Source organism: Paenibacillus sp. FSL H7-0442, from assembly GCF_038593105.1.
GTDB lineage: Bacteria > Bacillota > Bacilli > Paenibacillales > Paenibacillaceae > Paenibacillus > Paenibacillus polymyxa_D.
In genome coordinates this window covers 3,411,465-3,427,137 of record NZ_CP151963.1, presented here as the reverse complement: position 1 = coordinate 3,427,137, position 15,673 = coordinate 3,411,465, and the positions used below count along the sequence as shown (strand labels likewise).

Below are 15,673 nucleotides of genomic sequence, written 5' to 3'. Positions count from 1 at the left end.
GGGTGCTCGAATGAATTTAGAAGTGAACGCAATTTTCCAAATTGCCGGAATTGGCATTATTATCGCTATGATTCATACCGTATTAAAGCAAATGGGCAAAGAAGACATGGCGCACTGGGTAACGGTCATCGGCTTCGTCGTGGTCCTGTTCATGGTGGTGCGAATGCTGGATAACCTTCTGCAAGAGATCAAATCTATCTTTCTTTTTCAGTAGGTGGACACATGGAAATTATTCAGGTGGTGGGCTTCGCCCTCATTGCCACAGTCCTTATTTTAGTCATTAAGGAACAGAAGCCGATGTTTGCCTTTTTGATTGCAACAGCTGCGGGAATCGTCATTTTTTTGCTGCTGATTGGCAAGATCGGATCTGTGGTTGCTGTACTGGAGCGACTGGCCCGGTCTTCAGGCATGGACATGATCTATTTTAAAACCGTCTTGAAAATAATCGGTATCGCTTATATTGCTGAATTTGGAGCGCAAATCGTTCGGGATGCAGGACAAGACGGGATTGCTTCCAAAATTGAGCTTACCGGAAAGGTACTCATTATGGTGCTCGCAATCCCAATTATCAGCATTATTATTGATACCATTCTGAAGCTGATGCCCGCCTGAGGGGGTGATGCCATGAAAAGGCTGGGGGGCATGCCGAATCTCAAAGTAATTGCAATGTTGCTGCTATGTTTCTGGTGTGCCTCGGCTGCGTTCCTCTTTGCAGATAATACACCGACAAACGAATGGATCAGACAGCAGGCGGAGCAAATGCCCAAAGACGAAGTAGAACATTATTGGGACGGGCTCATGCAGCAATACGGCGGATTTTTCCCTGATCAGAAAACGCCTTCCTTCATGGACATGCTGCTTCCAGGCGGTGAAGGGTTCAGCATAAAGGGTGTATTGAGCGCTATAGCTGATTTTTTCATCCATGAAATCCGAGTAAATGCCAAGTTGCTCGTCACCATCGTCATGCTCAGCATTATGAGTATGGTGCTGGAAACGCTGCAAAGCGCTTTTGAAAGCAAACAGGTCAGCAAAGTGGCCTACGCTATCGTATACATGGTCATTATCATTTTGGCGATTAATAGCTTTAGTGTAGCGATTGGTTATGCCAAAGAAGCGATTGATAGCATGATTCACTTCATGATGGCAATGTTGCCTTTGCTGTTTACCATGCTAGCCTCGATGGGGAACGTCGTAACAGTTTCGGTGACCCACCCGCTGATTGTATTTATGATCAACACAGTCGGAACAGTCATTCATACGCTGGTTTTCCCACTGCTGTTCTTCTCGGCTGTGCTGTATTTGGTCAACTCGCTGACGGGCAAATACAAGCTGACCCAGCTAGCCGATCTGTTGCGGAACGCTGGAGTAGCAGTGCTGGGAGTGCTGCTGACCATTTTTCTAGGAGTCATTTCGGTACAAGGCTTGACATCGTCCGTTACTGACGGATTAACGATCCGTACAGCCAAATATATTACAGGTAGCTTTGTTCCGGTGGTCGGCAAGGCGTTGGCAGATGCGACAGATACAGTTATTTCGGCTTCGCTGCTCGTTAAAAATGCCATTGGTCTGGTAGGAGTCATTATTATTTTGTTCCTATGCGCCTTTCCCGCCCTCAAGATTCTGACGCTGGCGCTCATTTATAAAGTGACAGCAGCGATCATGCAGCCTTTGGGTGATACGCCTATCGTGGCATGTCTGGATGCGATCGGCAAGAGCATGATTTATGTTTTCGCGGCGCTGGCAGCAGTGGGATTGATGTCCTTCCTTGCAATTACAGTCATGCTCGCAGCAGGCAATATGACAGTCATGATGAGGTGAACCAATGCACGTAAACCAACAAGGGGGGAGGAGAGTGACGTGACCTGGCTGGCAGGCTGGCTCAAGGAACTGGTGCTAATCGTGTTGCTGGCTTCTTTTGTCGATATGATCTTACCGAGCCGATCTATGGAGAGATATGTCAAACTCGTTCTCAGCCTGCTTATTCTGCTGACGTTGCTGTCTCCGGTCGTGCGCTTACTGAGCACCAGTCCTTCCGAGGTTCTAGGGCGAGCATTGGATCTTCAACGTCAGGCTGAGACAGGCAAGAGGGAACCGACATTGGAGGAGATTCTAGCAAAAGGCAGCCAGTTAAAGCTACAGCAAGAACAAAGCTCCATGCAATGGGCTGGCAAAGAGGTAGCTAAGGAAATGAAAGGACAGTTGGAACAGTATACTGGGTTAGCAATTCAGTCGGTCCAGGTTACCCTTGCAAAGATTCAACAGGAGGAATCAGGGCTGGAGGCAGGAACGGGTGTCCAGTCGGTAGTGGTCCAATTGGCAGAACAGCAGCCAGAAAAAGAAAAGAAAAACACAGACGTCTCGCCTGGTGCAGATGTCAAGCCGATTATGGTGGAGCCTGTAGCCGAAAAGACAGTGAATATTCGTGTAGAGCCAACACATGCAAAAACTTCAGATTTTAATGAAGGAACGCGAGAAGATGATCGTAATCCTGACAAAACTGTTGAGGACGGAAAGCCAACAGATACGAAAGCATTTGGCTTAATTACAGGACTTTTACGTGAAAAATGGGGGATAGATAGCAAAAATGTTCAGGTGCTTTCTTCGCAGGATGGAACACATGAATGGTAACAGGAGGTGAGCAGAAATGAGCAAATGGCTGAAAAAGCTGGAGCAATGGCTGGGTGGAGGGGCGGATGGGGCGAAAAGGTTCAATTCATTTCGTTGGTTGCTTATTCTTGGCCTTATCGGTGTAGCGATTATGCTCTTTAATTCATTCGTTAATGTAAAAAAGGTTGATCCAGAAAACGTAGGGCGTGAGCCGCCTGGCGTGATGAAAAATGAGCCTACGTTAGAGACAACAACAGGTGAAGAAAGTTCTTTTGCCGGGATTGAGAAGGTTTTTGAGGACAATATGAAACAGATGCTGGAGCAGATTGTTGGCGTAGGAACCGTTGATGTCATGGTTACGGTAGACTCCACCGAAGAAGTTATCGTTCAACGCAATGTAAAGGACATGCAGGAAGAGAACAATGAGACGGACGCCAATGGTGGACAACGGCACACTACTCAATATACACGTGATGGCGAAATTGTCACCTATGAATCATCTGGTGGTCAGCACACCCCGATTGTGACAAAAAAAGTAAAACCGCAGGTGAGGGGAGTGCTTGTTGTGGCTATGGGGGCAGAAAACCCTACAGTGAAGCAGCTAATTGTCGATGCTGTACAGAAGGGGCTAAATGTACCTTCCTACAAAATTTCAGTCGTACCGCGCAAGCAGGGATAATTTGGAATTCAGGAACAAAGAAGTTTATATTTTAAACCATTAATGAATATGGAGGACGGAACATGAATAATAAAAGACAAACCGTTTGGCTGGTGTCCATGCTGAGTTTAATGGTCGTGCTGTCTGCGTATTATTTGTTTACGGAGGACTCAAGCCCTGCAAATCCACCAGTAGCCGATAGTGAACAAGTGAGCAAGGTTAAGCAGGATGCCGCACAGGAAGCAACGACGAAGGCAGAGGAACAATTGAACGAACTGAAGGTAAACGAAGTAGTGACGAATGGAGAAGTAACTGATGGAGCATCAGCAAATTCCACAAAGTCGGATACGGCTTCTACAACTGACCCAGCAACAGAAAACTCAAAAGGCGACAAAGGTACGGCAGCTACCCCTACTACTGAACCGGCGACATCCAATCAAAACACAACAGCGACTAAGACGGACGCGACAGCACAAAGTGACGACAAAGCAGCCTCTACAGCCAAAACCGACCAGCAGGTACTGGATCAAGTGGCAACTGATCAAGCTGCCCAACCTACAGCAGCAGCTGTGATTGACAACTATTTGCTGGAACGGGACGTGGAAAATCAGAAGAAAAATGATGAACTGACTACCGCAATGAACGACAGCACACCAAAGAAAGCTGCGGAGGCTCAAAAGGAATTACATGTACTTGAAGATAAGCAGGCTAAAATTACTGGAATTGAAGAAGAGCTTCAGCAACAGTTCGCCAATGCGGTCGTCCGTGAGGAAGACGCTGATAAATACAAAGTAGTGGTTCTGAGTGAAAAATTGGATGCTAAGCAAGCGGTAACAATTGTCGACAAAGTCATGAAGGAACTGAACGTAACGCAGGATAAGATCAGTGTCCAATATGTTACACAATAAGACAAAAAACGCGAAAAAGCCCGGATTTCTGCATTATTCCGGGCTCTTTCTATTTTTAATGATTGTGATATAATACATAAAGCTGTTTCAACAATGTTATCAGCAACCGGCAAAATGCTGAAGGAGTGATTAATAGAGATGTTTAAATTAAGCGAGATTAAGGAATTGATCAAGCTGGTGGATGAAACGTCTGTGCATGAGCTTGAAATTGAAAATGAAGGAACTCGCCTGTTGATCCGTAAACCGGGCAAAAGCGAAATCGTTACAGTACAGGCTCCTGTGGCAACACCTGCTTATGCAGTGGCACCACAAGCTGTTATTCCAAATCCACAAGTACAGTCCGATGTTGGATCTACAACTGCTGGAGAACCGAGGGAATATGCAAGCAATCTACATAAAATCGTATCTCCGATGGTAGGCACTTTCTATAGTTCTTCATCACCGGATACGGCTCCGTATGTGAGTATCGGCAGCAAAGTGGGCGAAAAAACAACGGTATGTATCATTGAAGCGATGAAGCTGATGAACGAGCTGGAAGCTGAAGTGAAGGGCGAAATTGTGGAAATTTTGGCCGAAAACGGACAGTTGGTCGAGTATGGCCAGCCATTGTTCCTTGTGAAACCGGAGTAAAAAGCTTGTTTGCACCCTCTTTTGAGGGTTCGGCAAGACTGCTCCCAGGGAGGATAAAGTCATGACATTTCAAAAAGTATTGATTGCGAATCGTGGAGAAATTGCGGTTCGTATCATTCGCGCTTGCCGCGAAATGAATATTTCGACAGTTGCTGTATATTCGGAAGCTGACAAGGATTCGTTACATGTGCGTCTCGCAGATGAGGCTTACTGTATCGGACCGACGCTATCTAAGGACAGCTACCTTAATTTTACGAATCTGATGAGCGTTGCTACATTGACTGAATGTGATGCCATTCATCCAGGTTACGGATTTTTGGCGGAAAACGCAGACTTCGCTGAAATTTGCGAATCGTGTAATATTACGTTTATTGGTCCTTCTCCTGAAGCCATTAACAAAATGGGAGATAAAGCCGTTGCCAAGCAGACCATGAAGGATGCCGGAGTTCCGGTTATTCCGGGTTCAGACGGGCTGGTTGAGGATTTGCAGGATGCGATCGGCATCGCACGTGATATCGGATATCCGGTAATTATCAAGGCCACAGCAGGTGGCGGAGGTAAAGGTATTCGTATCGCCGAAGATGAGGATAACCTCATTCAGCAAATCACTACTGCTCAGCAGGAGGCGCAAAAGGCATTTGGCAATGCGGGTGTGTACCTAGAAAAATATTTGACCGGTATGAAACATGTGGAAATACAAATCATAGCGGACAAGCATGGTAATGTTGCCCATTTGGGCGAACGGGACTGCTCTGTGCAGCGTCGTCGTCAGAAGTTGTTGGAGGAAGCACCATGTCCTGTACTTTCACAGGATGTCCGTGAAGAAATGGGTCAGGCAGCTGTTCGTGCAGCTTTGGCCGTTCAATACTCTGGTGCAGGTACTCTCGAATTTTTGCTCGGCCCGGACAACAATTTCTATTTCATGGAAATGAATACACGTATTCAGGTAGAACATCCCGTAACAGAAATGATTACCGGTGTAGACCTGATTAAGGAAATGATTTCTGTCGCTGAAGGGCATCCGCTTTCCTTTACGCAGGAAGAAGTCACCATCAATGGTTGGGCGATAGAGTGCCGTATTAACGCTGAGGATCCGGATCGTAATTTTATGCCTGCACCGGGTAAAATCGGGTTTTATCTGCCTCCAGGCGGTCCTGGGGTACGGGTAGACAGTGCAGTATATCCAGGTTATAGCATTCCTCCTTATTATGACTCTATGATCGCCAAGCTGATTGTGTGGGCACCTACACGGCAGGATGCAATTGCCAAAATGAAGCGGGCTTTGACTGAGTTTGCTATTGAGGGCATACCCACAACGATTTCTTTTCATCAGCGCTTGCTAGAGCATCCGACCTTTATTAAAGGCGATTTTGATATTAAATTTTTGGAGGAAAACGAAGTTTAATCGGTATATTTCCTCCGTTTGTCATAATGAACGCCAAATGATATAGTATGGATAATAAGTGAGCATGTCTGCTTTGAAATCCAAAGCTGGAATGAAACTTATTTTGACCGAAAGGTGTTGAAGGTATGAGCACAGTGCCAACCGAATTCGAACGTACAGAAATTGGGGAGATTCAAATTGCCCCAGAAGTTATTGAAGTCATTGCCGGACTGGCTACCGTTGAGGTACCGGGCGTTGCGGGAATGAGTGGCGGATTTGCTGGTGGGTTTGCCGAACTGCTAGGCCGCAAAAATTTATCTAAAGGTGTAAAAGTGGAAGTCGGACAGCGTGAAGCTGCTGTAGACGTCTCCGTCATTATTGAGTACGGTAACCGTCTGCCTGAGGTGGCTGCTGCTATTCAGCATAATGTTAAGCGTTCGATTGAGAACATGACAGGTCTTAACGTTGTTGAAGTGAACGTGCAAATTCATGATGTTCAATTCAAAAATGCCGATAAAGTAGAAGAGCCGGAAGTGCTGGGCGCCGGACGGGTTAAATAGAGCGATACTTTGTACAAACCCCCGACCCTTATGGGTCGAGGGTTTACTCTAATTTAAGGAGGCTGTGCGTTTCGTGGCTAAAGTTATGGACAGACTTCTGCTGTTCTTGTACAGCTTAAGTATCGGAATTATTTCCATTCTCGCCATCCTCCTCCTGAGCGGGGCCATTCCGTATGTTTTAAGTATTGAGGATGAGCGAGTAGTGTGGTTTACCAGCCTGATTATTGCAGGGGTTCTGTTGTTATTGAGTCTTCGTTTTTTTTATATCTCTATTCGACGGAACCAAACCGTACAGCATTCTATTGATCAACGAACGGAATACGGTGACATTCAGATTTCAGTGGATACCATTGAAAATCTGTGCCTCAAAGCAGCTTCCCGATTTCGCGGGATGCAGGATTTGAAAGCACGCGTTCGTGTGTTGGATTCGGGACTTGATATTACGATTCGGGCGGTTGTAGACGGGGAAAGCTCCATTCCGGTGTTAACCTTCGAGGTACAAAAGGGGGTACACGATCATGTGGAAGAAATTACAGGAATTCCTGTGTCCAATGTATCGGTGTACATCGCTAATGTTTCTCAGTCACCCAGCTTTAAGAGTCGTGTGGAATAGAGGTGATTTTCCCTGATGCCCTGGAAAGAAATATGGGGAAGTTACAAGGGCCGGATCATGGGGATCACGGCTGGTATTTTTTTCGGTTTTATTTATTTGTGGGCAGGCTTTTGGAATATGTTGTTCTTTGCATTGATGGTGTTCATCGGATATACGCTAGGAAGACGTAGCGATTCAGCGCTCGGTTCATTCCTCCCTTGGAAGGAATGGGGCGATTGGTTGTCGCAACGTTGGCGTCCTTTTAAATGAACCCTGTGATACGTGTTCTCCAAAAATAGAGCTGTAGCTTCTTTGCGCCCAACGTTTTGGAGGATGCGTTCACAGGTTTTTTTGTGGAAATTGGTTAGAATGAAAAATAGATATAGGCAAGCGTAGGAGGCAGGGCATGAAAAGACGTCTGGCGAGGGAATTAGCGGTACAGAGTATGTACCATATGGAAATGAATGAAGTGGATGCGGCAGCAGCCGTGGACATGTTGCTTCAGGAAGCCGCTGAGGAAAACGAAGCGGAAGTTGTCGTTAAAAATGCAGCAGTGTTAAGAGCGTATGTCTTGGAGCATGTGCGGGGTACGTGGGAGCACAAGGAAGCCATTGATGGGCTGCTGGTGGATTATCTTAAAGGCTGGCAGATCAGCAGGCTTTCACGTGTAGATCGTCAAATTTTAAGGCTTGCGGCATATGAGATGATTTTCCGTGAGGATGTTCCAGCCAAGGTAGCTGTTAATGAAGCGATTGAGTTGTCGAAGCACTTTGGTACCGAGGAATCCGGTAAATTTGTTAATGGCGTACTGGGGCGAGTGATACAAGAACTGGAGCAATTGAAAGCACGTTTTTAAGTAGAGACTACTGAATCAGGTTGGAGAGTGGTAAAACATGTCAGCACCGATCATTGATGGTAAACAAATCTCTCAGGATATTCGCGCAAGCATTCAGCAAGAGGTCATTCGTCTGAAAGAGCACAGCTTTCAACCCGGACTGGCTGTTGTATTGGTAGGCGAAGATCCCGCTTCGCAAGTGTATGTTAAAAACAAGGAAAAGGCATGCCATGATCTCGGCTATTACTCCGAGGTTCATCGGTTGGCAGCAGATACTTCGCAGGAAGCATTACTGGAACTGGTAAACAAGCTGAACCATCAAAGTACCATCCATGGAATTTTGGTGCAACTGCCGTTGCCAAAGCATATTCATGAAAAAGCTGTCATTGACGCGATTGCAGTGGAGAAGGATGTGGATGGATTCCATCCGGTGAACGTAGGGAATTTGGTCATCGGTGACGATAGTCTATTGCCTTGTACTCCTGCTGGAGTCATTGAGTTAATTAAGCGTGCTGGAGTGGAGATAGCCGGTAAACATGCGGTAGTTATTGGTCGCAGTAATATCGTGGGCAAGCCAGTGTCTTTATTGTTGCAGCGTGAAAATGCTACGGTTACGATGTGCCACTCCCGTACAGCGAATATTGCGGACCTAAGTCGACAAGCAGATATCTTAGTCGTTGCGATCGGCAAAGCCAACTTTATTGATGCTTCGTTCGTGAAGCCCGGAGCGGTAGTGATAGATGTAGGGATGAACCGTCTGGAGAACGGAAAGCTGGCGGGGGACGTTGATTTTGAGAGCGTGAAGCAAGTGTCTGGTCCGATTACGCCTGTTCCCGGCGGAGTAGGGCCGATGACAATTACGATGCTGATGCAAAATACGCTCGTAGCGGCCAAGCGGTCGCACGGTTTGGCATAAGGACAGCTGCCTGTGGCTGAACAACGTATTTACTCTATAAAGGACCTGAATCGTTATATCCGGATGAAATTGGAGTCGGATCAGGTGCTGTCTGATGTATGGATACGCGGGGAAATTTCTAATTTTACGCATCATTCAAGTGGTCACATGTACTTTACGCTCAAGGATGAGGGGAGCCGCATACGTTCGATTATGTTTGCAACCCATAATCAGCGGCTCCCTTTCGTACCGAAAGAAGGTACGCGTGTTATTGCCCGGGGAAACGTATCCGTGTACGAACGAGATGGACAATATCAGTTTTATGCGACTCAAATGCAGCCTGATGGTATAGGAAGCCTTTATTTAGCTTACGAGCAGCTCAAGCAAAAGCTGGATGCAGAGGGACTGTTTGATACTGCTCGTAAGCGTAACCTCCCTGCCCATCCAGTAACCATTGGCGTGATTACGTCACCGACTGGAGCGGCTGTGCGTGATATTATTACGACACTTCAGCGGCGATACCCGCAGGCTGGAATTGTGTTGTATCCTGTGCTTGTACAAGGAAAAGGTGCCGCCCCCTCGATCGTCAAGGCAATTGAAACTATGAATCGTATGCAAGAGGTTCAGGTGATGATTGTCGGACGGGGAGGTGGCTCGTTGGAAGAACTGTGGGCGTTTAATGAGGAAGCGGTTGCGCGCGCCATTTACGCATCGGTCATTCCGGTTATTTCGGCAGTTGGACACGAAACGGATTTTACCATTGCCGATTTTGTGGCTGACTTACGTGCGGCAACGCCAACCGCAGCAGCCGAGTTGGCCGTGCCTAATCAGGCAGAGCTACGGGATCAGCTGCTCCAGCGGGAGCAACGGTTGCGTAACGCCCTCCGGCAGCGGCTGGAAACCAGCCGTGTACGCTTGGCGAGGCTTCAGCGTTCACCAGTCCTGCTGCACCCACGCCGCTATATGCTACAGCATGCAGAGCGAATGGACATGCTGCATCAGCGTCTAATCCGCGCAGCGCGTAACCGTTCTCGTTTGAACGCAGAAAAGAACGCACGTATGCGTCAGGTACTAGAACGGTTTAATCCGCGTGAACAAATTCGTTCAGCACGCAAGCAGACGGATATGGCGCAACGTCAGCTGGAGTCTGCGATGCGTGCTATTACGAAAACGGGACGGCAGCAGTTGCACACGGGAATTCGTCAACTGGATGCGCTGAGCCCACTCAAAGTCATGGCCCGAGGCTATAGCTTGGTATACGATGAGCAGGAAAAACGGCTGATTAAGTCGCTCAAAGACGTACAGCCGGGAGATTCCATCAAGATTAAAGTGAGTGATGGGCAGTTGGACTGCCAAGTATGGGGAATGAAGGAGGACGCGAAGCACGGTGGCGAATGAAACGGAATTGAATTTTGAAGCGGCTATGGCTGCTCTTGAAGAAATTGTCGGACAACTGGAGCATGGAGACGTTCCTCTGGAGCAAGCCATTGATTTGTTCCAGCGGGGGATGAAGTTGTCTCAACTTTGCAGTCAGAAGCTGGAGCAGGTTGAACGTAAAATTGAAATGATCGTGGAAGAGGATGGAGATTTGCGCAAGAAGCCTTTTGGTGGGGGACTGGATGAAAACGGCGGTGAAGGACTTGAATAGACCGTCGTTCAAGGAATATTTGACCGGGACGACGGATGCGGTTTCGTCCGCACTGACCGAGCAATTCCCGGTCGATTGGGACATTCCCGATGTTCTTCGAGAATCCATGAATTATTCACTCACCGCAGGCGGAAAACGGCTGCGGCCTCTGCTTGTGATCGCTGCTGCTGAAGCATTCGGTGGAAGCAGGGAAGCTGCGCTGCCAGTGGCATGTGCGGTAGAAATGGTACATACGTACTCCCTCATTCATGACGACTTGCCAGCCATGGATGATGATGACTATCGGCGAGGTAAGCTGACGAATCATAAGGTATACGGCGAGGCGGTTGCCGTCCTTGCGGGTGATGCTTTGTTGACCCATGCCTTTTACAGTATTGTGCAAGCAGGACGGCGTCACGGTGTTTCGTCTGATTCGCTATTGTCCATAGTTGAGGATTTGTCCGAAATGAGTGGCGCGCGGGGCATGGTAGGCGGACAGGTCGCCGATATGTCAGGCGAGCAAGGAATGACGGGGATCGAGGAACTGGAATATATCCATCTTCATAAAACGGCTGATTTGATTATTTTCTCGCTCTTGGCAGGTGGACGGATTGGTGGGGCGGACAAGGGTCAATTAGAGGCGCTTCGACGCTTTGGACGAGATTTGGGGCTGGCTTTTCAGATACAGGACGATATACTGGACCTCATAGGCGATGAGAGTAAAATGGGTAAGAAAACGCAAAGTGATGTTGAACAAGAGAAGGTCACCTATCCGTATTTCATTGGTATGGACGCATCTTTGCAGCAGGTAGAGGAACTCACCGCATCTGCTAAAAGAGTGATAATAGAGAGTGGTATCCCCGATTCTTCTCGTTTGCTGGAGATAGCCGATTACCTGATGAAGCGTGATCATTAGTTGCGTTAGAGCTGTTTTGACTTGTCTGCGTTTAAGCACAGTCAAAAAGTGTGATATAATACTTGTTAACTTTACTCACAAACTTGAAGGAAAGCGGGGAGATATGCGTGCTGCTTCCACACATAAAGCAACCAGGCGATCTGAAATCACTGTCGGTTGAGGAGTTGGCTTCTCTAGCCGAGGAAATCAGGAGCTTTTTGATTGAGAAGCTGTCCGTGACTGGGGGGCATCTGGCATCGAATCTGGGAGTGGTTGAGCTCACGATCGCCCTGCATTATTGCTATAACAGTCCGAAGGACAAGATGATTTATGACGTTGGGCACCAAGCCTACGTACACAAAATATTGACAGGGCGAATGGACCGTTTTGATACACTTCGTCAGCGTGATGGACTTTGTGGTTTTGTAAAAAGAAGTGAGAGCGAGCATGATGTTTGGGAAGCCGGTCATAGCAGCACTTCTCTGTCGGCCGCAATGGGAATGGCTTTGGCTCGAGATTTGAAGGGCGAGGACAATAAAGTCATTGCAATGATCGGAGACGGCGCGCTGACTGGGGGGATGGCCTTCGAAGCGTTGAATCATATCGGACATGAGCGCAAAAATTTAATGGTCATTCTGAATGACAACGAAATGTCCATAGCACCTAATGTAGGGGCCATGCATAATTATTTGAGTAAAATCCGCTCGGACCGCCATTATTTGCGGGCAAAAGATGAGCTGGAAGTTTTGCTGAAAAAAATACCCGCGATCGGCGGTAAACTTGCCAAATCGGCTGGCCGTGTCAAGGACAGTCTTAAATATATGATGGTGCCTGGTGTACTGTTTGAAGAGCTGGGACTTACGTATCTCGGTCCAGTGGACGGACATGATTTGCCGAAGCTAATCGAAACCTTCCAGCAGGCTGATAATGTCACTGGCCCTGTATTGGTGCATGTCGTAACCACCAAGGGCAAGGGCTATAAACCTGCGGAAGCAGATTCACACAAATGGCATGGAATCAGTCCCTACAAAATTGAATCGGGTCAGGTACTCAAAGCTGTAGGTAATCCGATGTATACGGAAATTTTCGGTCGAACGTTGATTGAGCTGGCTGAGCAGGATGAGCGCATCGTTGCGGTCACACCCGCTATGCCTGGCGGATCAGGTTTGGTACCGTTTAGTAAAGAGTTTCCTAGCCGTATGATTGACGTCGGCATTGCTGAACAGCATGCAGCTACCATGTGTGCTGCGTTGGCAATGGAAGGGATGAAGCCGGTGTTTGCGGTGTACTCCACTTTTATGCAGCGTGCTTATGACCAGATTGTGCATGATATCTGTCGTCATAATGCGAACGTAATGTTCGCGATTGACCGTGCAGGTTTTGTTGGGGCTGACGGGGAAACTCATCATGGCGTGTTTGATGTGGCATTCTTACGTCATATCCCCAATCTTGTGCTTATGATGCCAAAGGATGAGAACGAGCTACGTCATATGATGAAAACAGCGCTCGACTATGAAGATGGTCCAATTGCTTATCGTTACCCACGTGTTAATGTGGTTGGCGTGCCGTTGGATAAAGAATTACAGGCTATTCCCATCGGCAGTTGGGAGCTCCTGCGTAAGGGTGAGGGCTTTGCTGTAATTGCATCAGGACCGATGCTCCAGGTGGCGACAGAGGCTGCGGAGGCGATGAAACGGGAAGGTTTGCAAGTGGGCGTCGTGAATGCTCGTTTCCTGAAACCTTTGGACGAGGATATGTTGCGTGAGCTGGCTCGTCAGCATACGAAGCTGATCGTATTGGAAGAAGCTTCTGAAGCAGGAAGCTTGGGTAGCGCTGTACTGGAATTTTACGCTAAAGCCGAAATACAAGAGGCACAGGTGCGCCTAATGGGGATTCCCGATCTGTTCGTGGAGCATGGCTCCATCAAAGAGCAGCGTGCTGAAGTAGGTCTCACCATTGAAGATGTATGCTTAAAGTTGCGTAAATGGGCTGCTGAGCCAGCATATGGCATGGGACAATCTGTATAGGGTAACTTGAAGTGAAGACCATGACGTTTATAAAAAGTATGACAAGAGCAGCCTGGCTGCCTAAAGGGAGATTAACATGTCTGTTCCGAAGGAACGCATTGATGTATTACTTGTAGAACAAGGCTTTTTTGAAAGCCGTGAAAAAGCTAAAGCTGCGATTATGGCTGGGCTAGTGCTGGCGGACAGCGAACGGATCGAGAAGGCGGGGATGAAGGTACCACGCGCCAGCGAGCTTAAAGTTAAGGGTTCGGTGCATCCGTATGTAAGCCGTGGAGGATTGAAGCTGGAGAAGGCCATCCGTCAATTTGAGCTGGATATGAAGGGCAGGACAATGCTGGATATTGGCTCGTCCACTGGAGGTTTTACGGATTGTGCGCTTCAGCATGGAGCTGAATACGTATACGCCATTGATGTGGGTTATAACCAGCTGGATTGGTCGCTTCGTAATGATGAACGAGTATGCGTAATGGAGAAAACGAATTTCAGATATATGACACCCGCGGATTTGAATGGTTCCGTGCCGAATTTTGCTAGTATTGACGTTTCCTTTATTTCATTACGTATTATTTTGCCCCCGTTGCTTGCCTTGTTGCATCAACCTGCTGATATTGTAGCTCTAATCAAGCCGCAATTCGAAGCTGGACGCGAAAAGGTCGGAAAATCCGGTGTGGTCCGTGATCCTGCTACGCATAAAGAAGTGTTGCAGACCATTCTGATGTTTGCACATGAGCTTGGACTTACGCTGCAAGGTTTGGCTTATTCACCTATTACAGGTGGAGAAGGCAATATTGAATTTTTAGCGCATTGGCGTTTGGATGGGTTTCCTGCTGCAGAATCGCAGTTGGAGAAGATGGATTTCAGACCACTGATTGAACGTACCGTTCAGGAAGCAGGTCAGACTTTTAATAATGGTCCATCGCGTAAGTAACATTCAGGGGTTCTCCATGAGTTCTGTGAACTTAAGGGAACCTCTTTTTGGTGTGAGGGATTGATTATAGAACTCACGTTCGCCTATAATGAGATGTACAAAGGAAAAGGGATTTTACATCTTGTCCTAGAATATGTCCATGAGGTGATCGGTCCATGGACACAAGATATGATACGGTTATCATCGCTGTGATCGGGGTGATATTAGGAATATGGGCTTTGTATAGCCTACGTGCCTGGTTGAAGGAGCCAGAGCCGCTTGTGCTAAAGACGATACCGATTAACGAGGACTTGGACGAAGGACCTGCCACACACCTACTCGAAGAAGCAGGATATGAAGTAGTGGGCGGGAAGATGAAAATACCGCTTGCTTTTAAAGTGAACGGACATACCGTGTATAGCCGTTTGTTTATAGACTACGTGGCTGTACGAAACGGTTCGACATATATGGTCAAAACGTCACGCCGCAAGAAACCAATGGAGTGGAGTGGTCCTGATTTAAGGGACAGGCTCATGCCGTATTTATTGCTCTATCCGGGTTGCGCGGGTGTATTGTACGTTGATACGGACGAGCGAAGTATTCGCCTTATTACATTAGTGGAAGACCTCGAAGAAGAGGAATATGAAGGTTAATCCATAGGAGGATTATATGAAGGGTCAACGACATATTAAAATTAGGGAAATTATTTCACAACATGAGATTGAGACGCAGGATGATCTGGTTGAAGCATTGCGTAAGGCTGGTTTTCAGGTCACACAGGCGACCGTATCGCGTGATATCAAGGAGCTACTGCTCATCAAGGTCCCAATGGACGATGGCAGATATAAATATTCGATGCCTTCAGATCAGCGCTACAATCCAGCCCAGAAACTGAAACGTACGTTGGTTGATAACTTTTTGCATATTGACTACACAACCAATCTGATTGTGATGAAGTGTCTGCCGGGAACAGCCAACTCGATTGCTGCTTTATTGGACAATATTGAATGGTCCGAAATTATGGGTACGATTAGTGGAGATGACACCATTTTGATTATTTGCCGATCGGAAGAAAACAGCGAAGCTATCGTGAATCGTCTTATGGGCTACATTTCCTAATTATAATGGCTACGCATATTAGGCGTTTT

20 protein-coding genes are annotated in these 15,673 nt (G+C 47.3%); all 20 read left to right on the top strand.

The genetic code is table 11. The features are described 5' to 3' along the window. Nucleotides 1-10 precede the first annotated feature (10 nt). The 20 genes from spoIIIAC (at nt 11) to argR (ending at nt 15,644) form a co-directional block, all read left to right on the top strand. Nucleotides 11-214, top strand: a complete 204-nt coding sequence (gene spoIIIAC / locus MHH57_RS15050) for a stage III sporulation protein AC (protein WP_010345636.1) — start codon at nt 11-13, stop codon at nt 212-214. An 8-nt stretch (nt 215-222) separates the two neighbouring features. Beyond that, entirely contained in the window at nt 223-612 is a 390-nt protein-coding gene (gene spoIIIAD, locus MHH57_RS15045) for a stage III sporulation protein AD (RefSeq protein WP_013310826.1), read from the top strand. Between the two features lie 12 nt (nt 613-624). Further along, nucleotides 625-1,818, top strand: a complete 1,194-nt coding sequence (gene spoIIIAE, locus MHH57_RS15040) for a stage III sporulation protein AE (RefSeq protein ID WP_069012727.1) — start codon at nt 625-627, stop codon at nt 1,816-1,818. Between the two features lie 39 nt (nt 1,819-1,857). Continuing rightward, nucleotides 1,858-2,628, top strand: coding sequence for a stage III sporulation protein AF (spoIIIAF, locus tag MHH57_RS15035; RefSeq protein WP_165147063.1), 771 nt, complete (start codon nt 1,858-1,860; stop codon nt 2,626-2,628). A 16-nt stretch (nt 2,629-2,644) separates the two neighbouring features. Continuing rightward, entirely contained in the window at nt 2,645-3,286 is a 642-nt protein-coding gene (gene spoIIIAG, locus MHH57_RS15030; protein ID WP_029517255.1) for a stage III sporulation protein AG, read from the top strand. A gap of 62 nt (nt 3,287-3,348) precedes the next feature. After that, the gene (locus MHH57_RS15025; protein WP_165147060.1) at nt 3,349-4,173 is read left to right on the top strand and encodes a SpoIIIAH-like family protein; all 825 of its coding nucleotides are present in this window, start codon (nt 3,349-3,351) and stop codon (nt 4,171-4,173) included. 138 nt (nt 4,174-4,311) lie between these two features. Beyond that, on the top strand, nt 4,312-4,803 hold the full coding sequence (accB, locus tag MHH57_RS15020) for an acetyl-CoA carboxylase biotin carboxyl carrier protein (protein ID WP_029517257.1): 492 nt from the start codon (nt 4,312-4,314) through the stop codon (nt 4,801-4,803). Between the two features lie 61 nt (nt 4,804-4,864). Then, nucleotides 4,865-6,208, top strand: a complete 1,344-nt coding sequence (gene accC, locus MHH57_RS15015) for an acetyl-CoA carboxylase biotin carboxylase subunit (RefSeq protein ID WP_029517258.1) — start codon at nt 4,865-4,867, stop codon at nt 6,206-6,208. Nucleotides 6,209-6,333: 125 nt separating this feature from the next. Continuing rightward, nucleotides 6,334-6,747 (top strand): Asp23/Gls24 family envelope stress response protein, encoded by a 414-nt coding sequence (locus tag MHH57_RS15010; protein ID WP_029517259.1) that lies wholly within the window; start codon nt 6,334-6,336, stop codon nt 6,745-6,747. A 73-nt stretch (nt 6,748-6,820) separates the two neighbouring features. Next, a complete protein-coding gene (amaP, locus tag MHH57_RS15005; RefSeq protein WP_342434266.1) occupies nt 6,821-7,360 on the top strand; it encodes an alkaline shock response membrane anchor protein AmaP in 540 nt (179 codons plus the stop codon). 15 nt (nt 7,361-7,375) lie between these two features. Then, nucleotides 7,376-7,609, top strand: a complete 234-nt coding sequence (locus MHH57_RS15000; protein WP_023989248.1) for a DUF2273 domain-containing protein — start codon at nt 7,376-7,378, stop codon at nt 7,607-7,609. 136 nt (nt 7,610-7,745) lie between these two features. Then, on the top strand, nt 7,746-8,195 hold the full coding sequence (gene nusB, locus MHH57_RS14995) for a transcription antitermination factor NusB (RefSeq protein WP_013310817.1): 450 nt from the start codon (nt 7,746-7,748) through the stop codon (nt 8,193-8,195). Nucleotides 8,196-8,232: 37 nt separating this feature from the next. After that, nucleotides 8,233-9,090, top strand: a complete 858-nt coding sequence (gene folD / locus MHH57_RS14990; protein ID WP_029517261.1) for a bifunctional methylenetetrahydrofolate dehydrogenase/methenyltetrahydrofolate cyclohydrolase FolD — start codon at nt 8,233-8,235, stop codon at nt 9,088-9,090. Nucleotides 9,091-9,102: 12 nt separating this feature from the next. Next, the gene (gene xseA, locus MHH57_RS14985; RefSeq protein WP_165147057.1) at nt 9,103-10,467 is read left to right on the top strand and encodes an exodeoxyribonuclease VII large subunit; all 1,365 of its coding nucleotides are present in this window, start codon (nt 9,103-9,105) and stop codon (nt 10,465-10,467) included. Continuing rightward, on the top strand, nt 10,457-10,717 hold the full coding sequence (xseB, locus tag MHH57_RS14980; RefSeq protein ID WP_013310814.1) for an exodeoxyribonuclease VII small subunit: 261 nt from the start codon (nt 10,457-10,459) through the stop codon (nt 10,715-10,717). The genes xseA and xseB overlap by 11 nt, the downstream gene beginning before the upstream one ends. Next, a complete protein-coding gene (locus MHH57_RS14975; RefSeq protein ID WP_342434265.1) occupies nt 10,689-11,612 on the top strand; it encodes a polyprenyl synthetase family protein in 924 nt (307 codons plus the stop codon). Before xseB ends, MHH57_RS14975 begins: the two co-directional genes overlap by 29 nt. 107 nt (nt 11,613-11,719) lie before the next feature. Then, nucleotides 11,720-13,618 carry a 1-deoxy-D-xylulose-5-phosphate synthase gene (dxs, locus tag MHH57_RS14970; RefSeq protein WP_029517266.1) on the top strand — a complete coding sequence of 633 codons (1,899 nt, stop codon included), beginning with the start codon at nt 11,720-11,722 and terminating at the stop codon, nt 13,616-13,618. A gap of 76 nt (nt 13,619-13,694) precedes the next feature. After that, nucleotides 13,695-14,546, top strand: coding sequence for a TlyA family RNA methyltransferase (locus MHH57_RS14965; RefSeq protein WP_029517267.1), 852 nt, complete (start codon nt 13,695-13,697; stop codon nt 14,544-14,546). Nucleotides 14,547-14,701: 155 nt separating this feature from the next. After that, complete coding sequence (locus tag MHH57_RS14960; RefSeq protein WP_029517268.1) at nt 14,702-15,178, top strand: hypothetical protein; 477 nt, start codon at nt 14,702-14,704, stop codon at nt 15,176-15,178. Nucleotides 15,179-15,194: 16 nt separating this feature from the next. Then, nucleotides 15,195-15,644, top strand: a complete 450-nt coding sequence (gene argR, locus MHH57_RS14955) for a transcriptional regulator ArgR (protein WP_013310809.1) — start codon at nt 15,195-15,197, stop codon at nt 15,642-15,644. Nucleotides 15,645-15,673 lie beyond the last annotated feature (29 nt).

Bases quoted from the DNA above. Each gene is read 5' to 3' on its own strand.
- spoIIIAE (WP_069012727.1), top strand. From the start codon at position 625: ATGAAAAGGCTGGGGGGCATGCCGAATCTCAAAGTAATTGCAATGTTG.
- MHH57_RS15025 (WP_165147060.1), top strand. From the start codon at position 3,349: ATGAATAATAAAAGACAAACCGTTTGGCTGGTGTCCATGCTGAGTTTA.
- spoIIIAG (WP_029517255.1), top strand. From the start codon at position 2,645: ATGAGCAAATGGCTGAAAAAGCTGGAGCAATGGCTGGGTGGAGGGGCG.
- MHH57_RS15000 (WP_023989248.1), top strand. From the start codon at position 7,376: ATGCCCTGGAAAGAAATATGGGGAAGTTACAAGGGCCGGATCATGGGG.
- MHH57_RS14975 (WP_342434265.1), top strand. From the start codon at position 10,689: ATGAAAACGGCGGTGAAGGACTTGAATAGACCGTCGTTCAAGGAATAT.
- MHH57_RS15010 (WP_029517259.1), top strand. From the start codon at position 6,334: ATGAGCACAGTGCCAACCGAATTCGAACGTACAGAAATTGGGGAGATT.
- accB (WP_029517257.1), top strand. From the start codon at position 4,312: ATGTTTAAATTAAGCGAGATTAAGGAATTGATCAAGCTGGTGGATGAA.
- accC (WP_029517258.1), top strand. From the start codon at position 4,865: ATGACATTTCAAAAAGTATTGATTGCGAATCGTGGAGAAATTGCGGTT.
- nusB (WP_013310817.1), top strand. From the start codon at position 7,746: ATGAAAAGACGTCTGGCGAGGGAATTAGCGGTACAGAGTATGTACCAT.
- folD (WP_029517261.1), top strand. From the start codon at position 8,233: ATGTCAGCACCGATCATTGATGGTAAACAAATCTCTCAGGATATTCGC.
- MHH57_RS14960 (WP_029517268.1), top strand. From the start codon at position 14,702: ATGGACACAAGATATGATACGGTTATCATCGCTGTGATCGGGGTGATA.
- spoIIIAC (WP_010345636.1), top strand. From the start codon at position 11: ATGAATTTAGAAGTGAACGCAATTTTCCAAATTGCCGGAATTGGCATT.
- argR (WP_013310809.1), top strand. From the start codon at position 15,195: ATGAAGGGTCAACGACATATTAAAATTAGGGAAATTATTTCACAACAT.
- spoIIIAD (WP_013310826.1), top strand. From the start codon at position 223: ATGGAAATTATTCAGGTGGTGGGCTTCGCCCTCATTGCCACAGTCCTT.
- MHH57_RS14965 (WP_029517267.1), top strand. From the start codon at position 13,695: ATGTCTGTTCCGAAGGAACGCATTGATGTATTACTTGTAGAACAAGGC.